This is a genomic window from Pseudooceanicola lipolyticus (assembly GCF_002786325.1).
GTDB classification, from domain to species: Bacteria; Pseudomonadota; Alphaproteobacteria; order Rhodobacterales; family Rhodobacteraceae; genus Pseudooceanicola_C; species Pseudooceanicola_C lipolyticus.
In genome coordinates this window covers 1-6,691 of the sequence record NZ_PGTB01000184.1, presented here as the reverse complement: position 1 = coordinate 6,691, position 6,691 = coordinate 1, and the positions used below count along the sequence as shown (strand labels likewise).

The 6,691-nt window shown below is 68.1% G+C and carries 7 protein-coding genes; 6 read left to right on the top strand and 1 reads right to left on the bottom strand.

Annotation, left to right across the window (positions count from 1 at the left end):
* The first annotated feature begins 196 nt into the window (after window positions 1–196).
* Window positions 197–511, top strand: a complete 315-nt coding sequence (locus CVM52_RS22360) for an HNH endonuclease family protein (protein ID WP_100164588.1) — start codon at window positions 197–199, stop codon at window positions 509–511.
* Window position 512: 1 nt separating this feature from the next.
* On the opposite strand, the gene CVM52_RS22355 is transcribed toward CVM52_RS22360, so the two are convergent.
* Window positions 513–1,121: an enoyl-CoA hydratase/isomerase family protein gene (locus CVM52_RS22355; RefSeq protein ID WP_100164587.1), complete on the bottom strand. Its 609-nt coding sequence runs from the start codon at window positions 1,119–1,121 to the stop codon at window positions 513–515.
* Window positions 1,122–1,285: 164 nt separating this feature from the next.
* On the opposite strand from CVM52_RS22355, the gene CVM52_RS22350 reads away from it, so the two are divergent.
* The 5 genes from CVM52_RS22350 (at window position 1,286) to CVM52_RS22330 (ending at window position 6,629) form a co-directional block, all read left to right on the top strand.
* On the top strand, window positions 1,286–2,809 hold the full coding sequence (locus CVM52_RS22350) for a DUF2125 domain-containing protein (protein WP_172721068.1): 1,524 nt from the start codon (window positions 1,286–1,288) through the stop codon (window positions 2,807–2,809).
* 124 nt (window positions 2,810–2,933) lie between these two features.
* Complete coding sequence (locus CVM52_RS22345) at window positions 2,934–4,280, top strand: TldD/PmbA family protein (protein WP_100164585.1); 1,347 nt, start codon at window positions 2,934–2,936, stop codon at window positions 4,278–4,280.
* Window positions 4,267–5,049 carry a 3'(2'),5'-bisphosphate nucleotidase CysQ gene (locus CVM52_RS22340; RefSeq protein ID WP_100164584.1) on the top strand — a complete coding sequence of 261 codons (783 nt, stop codon included), beginning with the start codon at window positions 4,267–4,269 and terminating at the stop codon, window positions 5,047–5,049. Before CVM52_RS22345 ends, CVM52_RS22340 begins: the two co-directional genes overlap by 14 nt.
* Before the next feature lie 92 nt (window positions 5,050–5,141).
* Window positions 5,142–5,384 (top strand): DUF4170 domain-containing protein, encoded by a 243-nt coding sequence (locus tag CVM52_RS22335; protein WP_100164583.1) that lies wholly within the window; start codon window positions 5,142–5,144, stop codon window positions 5,382–5,384.
* Window positions 5,385–5,387: 3 nt separating this feature from the next.
* Window positions 5,388–6,629: a 3-deoxy-D-manno-octulosonic acid transferase gene (locus CVM52_RS22330; protein ID WP_100164582.1), complete on the top strand. Its 1,242-nt coding sequence runs from the start codon at window positions 5,388–5,390 to the stop codon at window positions 6,627–6,629.
* Window positions 6,630–6,691: the final 62 nt, after the last annotated feature.

Below are 6,691 nucleotides of genomic sequence, written 5' to 3'. Positions count from 1 at the left end.
GATGCCCGGCGGCTGCCAGCTCTCCGGCGGCCATCAGTCCGGCCGGGCCGCCGCCGATCACCACGGCCGGGGCGGTCATGCGCCGGGCCGGGGTGCCGGGCACCGCCGGTTTGGTCTGAAATTCATGCCGGATCCGCCTTGCCAACCGCGATCAGAGCCACAGACTTGCAATGTGAAAGGCCCAGGAGCAAGCGGAATGTCCGATCATGGCGCACCCCCCAACTGCCCGCTCTGCGGCCGCCCGATTCCGCCGGACGTGGCGCAAAGCCTGCACCACCTGGTGCCGCGCCTAAAGGGCGGCAAGGGCGGGCCGGTGGTGCGGCTGCACCAGATCTGCCACAACGAAATCCACGCCACACTGACCGAGGCCGACCTGGCACGCGACTATAACACCATTGCCGCGCTGCAGAGCCATCCGCGCCTTGCAAGGTTCATTCGCTGGGTCGCCGGGCGGCCGCCCGGCTTCCGTTCGAAAACACCCGGCGGGCGGCGCCCGGCGCGGCGGCGCTGACCTAAGGGCACAGCGCGGCGATGCCGCGGGCGATCTCGGGATCGGCGGCCAGGGTGTCGGCGGCAAAGGCGCGCGCGGTGTCCATCAGCTCCTCGGCTGGCACCACCCGGTCGATCAGACCAAAGCCATAGGCCTCCTCGGCCGCGATCTTCTGGCCCGCGATCAGGATCAGCTTGGTCCGCGCCGGGCCGATCAGTGCCGCCATGCGCTGCGGATCGGAGGGCTGAGGCAGGAAACCGCGTTTCATCACCGGGTAGAAGATATTCGCCCCGGGCACCGCAAGGCGCAGGTCGCAGGCCAGCGCCATGCCCAGCGACCCGCCCGCCAGCGTGCCGTTCAGCGCCGCGATGGTCAGCCCCGGCAAGGCGGCAATGGCCGCCGACAGCCGCTCCCACAGATCCGAGGTGGCCAGCCCCGCCCGGGCTTCGTCCAGATCGGCGCCGGCGCTGAACACCTTGCCGCGCCCGGTCAGGATCAGCGCCCGCGCTTCGGTGGCCGACTCGGCGATGGCAGCCAGTTCGGCCAGCATCGCGCCGGTCAGGGAATTGGCCTTGTCCGGCCGGTTCAGGGTGACCGTCCACAACCCGTCCTGCTTGTCCAGTTCGATCATTCTTCCTGTCTCCGCGACCATTTTCGCACCCGGAGTAGAGCCTGCGCCCGCGGGGGTCCAGCCCCGGCCGCGGCATGGATTTGCCGGCCTGTACCGGTACACTGCTTGACGCCACGCTGCCGACAGAGGACCATGCCACAAACGTCATCGACAAGGATACCGTTATGACATTTCGTTTGGTCACCGGCGGCTCGGCCGCCGTTTTTTGCTCGATTTTTGCGCAGGCGGCATTGGCCGAGATTTCCCCACGCGACGTCTGGGCCTATTGGCAGGAATATATGACCGCCTCGGGTTACGAGATTTCCGCCTCCGAACAGATGTCGGGCGACACGCTGACGATCAGCGACATCACCCTGACCATGCCGGCCCCCGAAGACCAGGGCACCATGACCGTGCTGATCCCGTCGATTGCCCTGACCGGCAATTCCGAAGGCACGGTTAGCGCCGCCTTTCCCAGCCCGATGCCGATGCAGGTGACCATCGACGCAACCGATGCCGAAGATGGCTCGGGCGAGGTGGTGATCACCCATTCGGGCAGCAGCATGCTGATCTCGGGCGAACCGTCGAACCTGACCTATACCCATGCCTCAGATGAAACCACGGTGACCCTGACCAATCTGACGGTCGAGGGCGAGCCGGTTCCGCCCGAAACCCTGCGCTTTGCGCTGGTCCTGACCGGCACCAGCGGCACCAGCCAGATGACCCGGACCGGGATGCGCAGTTTTGACGAGCTGTTCCGGGCCGAGTCGCTCAGCTATGATTTCGCCTTCGACGATCCGGACTCGGACGATCAGGGCCAGTTCAGCGGTGAATTGCGCGGCCTGAACCTGACCGCCAATGGCGCCATGCCGCTGGAGATGGATGCCAACAACATGGCCGCGGCGCTGGAGGCCGGGTTCAACGTGGCCGGCACCTTTGCCTATGACGCTGGCAAAAGCAGCATGGCCGGCACCGGCGACGGCGAAAGCTTTTCCGCCTCGAGCGCGTCGCAGGGCGGAACGGTCTCGGTGGCCTTCGACGCGTCGCAGCTGGCCTATGATCTGACCGGCAACCAGACCGAGATCGAGATCACCTCGCAACAGCTGCCCTTCCCGATTTCGCTCGATATGGCGGAAACCGCGCTGAAGCTGGCAATGCCGGTGGCCCGTTCGGAGGAACCGCAGGATTTCGCCTTCGGGCTTACCCTGCGCGACTTCGTGATGTCGGACATGATCTGGGGCATGTTCGACCCCGCCGGCACCTTGCCGCGCGATCCGGCAACCGTTTCGATGGACCTGACCGGCAAGGCCAAGCTGGATGTCGATATCATGGACCCGGCCGCAACCGCCGCGCTGGACGGCACCCAGCCACCGGGCGAATTGCACGCGGTGACGATCAATGACCTGCTGGTGTCGATGATCGGCGCCAAGCTGACCGGCACCGGCGCCTTCACCTTCGACAATGCCGACATGCAGACCTTCCCCGGCATGCCGCGGCCCGAAGGCTTTGTCGAACTGGCCCTGACCGGTGCCAATTCCGTGCTCGACAAGCTGATCCAGATGGGCTTTGTCTCGGACAATGACGCGATGGGCGCGCGGATGATGATGGGCATGTTCGCGGTTCCGGGCGAAGGTGAAGATTCCCTGAAATCGCGCATCGAGATCAATGAACAGGGCCAGGTCCTGGCAAACGGCCAGCGTATCCGCTGAGCCGGGCGCGACGCGCGAACGAACAAGGGGGCCGCCGGTTGCGGCCCCTTTTGCGTGCTGCGCCCTTGCAGCCCGGGGCGGTGGCGGCTACCTCAGAGGACGATCTTTCCGACGGGGCCGCAAGATGACCGACACATTGCAGGAACTGGGCGCCGCGCTGCTGGCCGCCGCCCGCCGCGCCGGCGCCGATGCCGCCGATGCGGTGGCGGTGCGGGGCACCTCGGTGGCGGTCGATGTGCGCGCCGGCAAGCTCGAAAATGCCGAACGCTCGGAAGGGGTGGACCTGGGCCTGCGGGTGTTCCTGGGGCAGCGGCAGGCGATCGTGTCGGCCTCGGACACCGCCCCGCGCACCATTGACGAGATGGCCGAACGCGCCGTTGCCATGGCCCGCGAGGCGCCCGAGGATCCCTATGCCGGACTGGCCGCGCCGGAAGACCTCGCCCCCGGTGGGCAGGGCGATACACTCGAACTTTCCGACCCCGCGCCCGAACCCGACCCGGCGCAGCTGGAGGCCTGCGCGCAAGAGGCCGAGGCGGCGGCGCTGGCGGTGCCGGGGGTCAGCCAGACCCAGGGCGCCAGCGCCGGCTATGGCACGCATGAAATCCATCTGACCGCCAGCAATGGTTTTTCCGGCGGCTATCGCCGCACCACCCGGTCGACCTCCTGCGTGGCAATCTCGGGCAGCGGCACGGCGATGGAGCGCGACTATGACGGCGATTCCCGCACCTTCCAGTGCGACCTGCGCAGCCCGGCCGAGATTGGCCGTCTGGCCGGCGAACGCGCCGCCGAGCGCCACGGCGCACGCCGCCCGAAAACCGGCAGCTATCCGGTGCTGTTCGACGAACGGATCTCGTCGTCGCTGATCGGCCATCTGCTGGCCGCCGCCAATGGCGCCGCTGTGGCGCGCGGCGCGTCCTGGCTGAAGGATGCCATGGGGGAACAGGTGCTGCCCGCGGCGCTGTCGCTGATCGAGGATCCGTACCGCCCCCGCGCCAGCGGCTCGCGCCCCTTCGATGGCGAGGGTCTGGCGACGCGGCGGCGCGCCATCGTCGAGGATGGCCGGCTGACCGGCTGGACGCTCGACCTGGCCAGCGCGCGCAAGCTGGGGCTGACCTCGACCGCCAACGCGGCGCGCGGCACCTCCTCCTCCCCCGCGCCGGCCAACTGGAATATCGAGCTGACGCCCGGCCCGCACAGCCGTGCCGACCTGATCGCCCAGATGGGCACCGGGTTGCTGATCACCTCGATGATCGGCAGCACCATCAACCCCAATACCGGCGATTATTCTCGCGGTGCCTCGGGTTTCTGGGTGGAGAACGGCGAAATCGCCTATCCGGTCAACGAATGCACCATCGCCGGCAACCTGCGCGACATGCTGGCTCGGATCATCCCGGCCAATGATGCGCGCCCCTGGCTGTCGCGGGTGGTGCCGTCAGTGCTGATCGAAGGGATGACCCTTGCCGGCAACTGACCTGCCCCTGCTGATCGAGGCTGCGCGCGCGGCCGGCAAGGTGGCGCTGGGCTATGTCGGAACAACCGCCCGCCGCTGGGACAAACCCGGCGGCGCCGGGCCGGTGACAGAGGCCGATATCGCCGTCAACGACCTGCTGGAAAGCCGCCTGCGCGGCGCCCGGCCCGACTATGGCTGGCTGTCGGAGGAAACCGAGGATTCCGACGACCGGCTGACGCAGGAACGGGTGTTCATCATCGACCCGATCGACGGCACCCGCAGCTTTGTCGACGGGCATGACACCTGGGCCCATTCGATTGCGGTGACCGAGGCCGGGGTGGTGACGGCGGCGGTGATCTTCCTGCCGGGGCGCGATCTGCTCTACAGCGCGTCGGCCGGCGGCGGCGCCTACCTGAACGGCTCCGCGCTGCACCCCGACCGCGCCACCGACACGGGCGATGCGGAAATCCTCGCCGCGCGCCCCGCCTTCGACGCCAAGCATTGGCAGAACGGTGTGCCGCCGGGTTTCCGCCTGGCCTATCGCCCGTCGCTGGCCTATCGCATGGCGCTGGTGGCGCAGGGCCGCTATGACGGGATGCTGGTGCTGCGCCGCTGCTGGGAATGGGACATCGCCGCCGGCGACCTGATCCTGCGCGAATCCGGTGCGGTCTGCACCGATCGCAGCGGCAGCGCGCTGCGGTTCAACAACCCCACCCCGCTGTCGGATGGGGTGATCGCCGGCGGCGCCGCGATCCACGCCGGGATCACCGGCGCGCTGCGCCCGGCCTGAGCCGCCTGCTACCGCATCGGCTTGACGCCCAAGCCGGTTCGCTTAGGGTCGGCGCGATCCCGCGCCACGCGCAACAGCCAGAGGACACAGCCATGGTCCAGAGACTTCACCTCGTCTTCGGTGGCGAGCTTGTCGACCCGCAGAAGAACAAGTTCAAAAATGTCGACGACATCCACATCGTCGGCATGTTTCCCGATTATGACAGCGCCCATGCCGCCTGGAAGGCCGAGGCGCAGCGCACCGTCGATAACGCCCATATGCGGTATTACATCGCCCATATTCACCGGCTGCGCGACGAAGAGGCCGAAGCCTCGGCAACCGAAGAACTGGGCTGACACTTGGCGCGGTCGCTCAGCCTTGCCGCCTATCGGGCGCTGTCGCGGCACCGGCATGAGCCGAGCGAAGGCCAGTCCGAACCGCCGCGCCCCGAGGGCGAGCTGGTCTGGGCCCATGCCGGCGACCCGGCCCGCCTTGTCGCACTGGGCGACCTGGCCGAGCGGCTTAAACTGATCCGCCCCGGCGTTCAGGTGCTGCTGACCCATGACGGCAGCGCGCCGCCCGACAAGATCGCCCATGCCCGGCGCGGTGGCGACTGGGTGGCGGCGCTGACCACCGACCATCCCTCATCGGCCCTGCAGTTCCTGGCCCATTGGACCCCAAACCTGTGCCTGTGGACCGGCGCCGGCATCCTGGTGAACACGGTCAGCGCCACCGCCGAAACCGGGATTCCGATGATCCTGGCCGATATCGACAGCGCCGATTTCCACCACCGGCGGCACAATTGGCTGCCGACCCTGAAACGCGCCAGTTTCGATGTGTTCGACACCATCTTTGCCTGCACCGACGCCTCCGCGCGTGAAATCGTGCGGCTGGGCATTGCCGGCGCCAAGGTAAGGGTAACCGCGCGGCTGCGCGGCTGCCCCACGCCACCGCTCTGCACCGATGATGACCTGGCCGAAATCACCACCGATCTGGCCGGTCGGCCGGTCTGGCTGGCCGCGCATATCCGCCGCGACGAGATTGCCGCCGTGCTGGCGGCGCATCGTACCGCGCTGCGCCTGTCGCACCGGCTGGTGCTGATCGCCACCCTTGCCGACCGGGCCGACAGCGAAGAACTGGTGCGGGCGCTCCGGCAATCGCGGCTGCGCTTTGCCAATTGGGACAATGGCGATCGGCTGGACGACAATATCCAGGTGCTGATCTGCGACAGCGGCGAGGATCTCGGCCTGTGGTATCGCACCGCGCCGCTGTGTTTTTTGGCCAGTTCGCTGACACCGGGCCATGGCGGCATCAACCCTTATGACGCCGCCTCACTGGGCTCGGCCATTCTGTTCGGCCCCAATGTGCGCGACCATCTGGAGCTGTATGAACGGCTGACCAAGGCCGGCGCCGCGCGCAAGATCACCGATTCCACCAACCTCGCCGCGGCGCTGGTCGAGCTGGTGGCGCCCGACAAGGCCGCCGCGATGGCGCTGGCCGGGTGGGAGATCGCCACCGAGGGGGCGGAACTGACCGACACGCTGATCGAACTGGTGCAGACCCGGTTGGATGCCGCCGGGGCGGATCATGCGCGCCCCTGACTTCTGGACCCGGCCGCCCGACGCCCCCGGCCTGCCCGCCCGGCTGCTGGCGCCGCTGGGTG

What these genes read in the sequence shown, in the direction of transcription:
- CVM52_RS22360 (WP_100164588.1), top strand. Translation starts at nt 197, where the DNA reads ATGTCCGATCATGGCGCACCCCCCAACTGCCCGCTCTGCGGCCGCCCG.
- CVM52_RS22355 (WP_100164587.1), bottom strand. Translation starts at nt 1,121, where the DNA reads ATGATCGAACTGGACAAGCAGGACGGGTTGTGGACGGTCACCCTGAAC.
- CVM52_RS22350 (WP_172721068.1), top strand. Translation starts at nt 1,286, where the DNA reads ATGACATTTCGTTTGGTCACCGGCGGCTCGGCCGCCGTTTTTTGCTCG.
- CVM52_RS22345 (WP_100164585.1), top strand. Translation starts at nt 2,934, where the DNA reads ATGACCGACACATTGCAGGAACTGGGCGCCGCGCTGCTGGCCGCCGCC.
- CVM52_RS22335 (WP_100164583.1), top strand. Translation starts at nt 5,142, where the DNA reads ATGGTCCAGAGACTTCACCTCGTCTTCGGTGGCGAGCTTGTCGACCCG.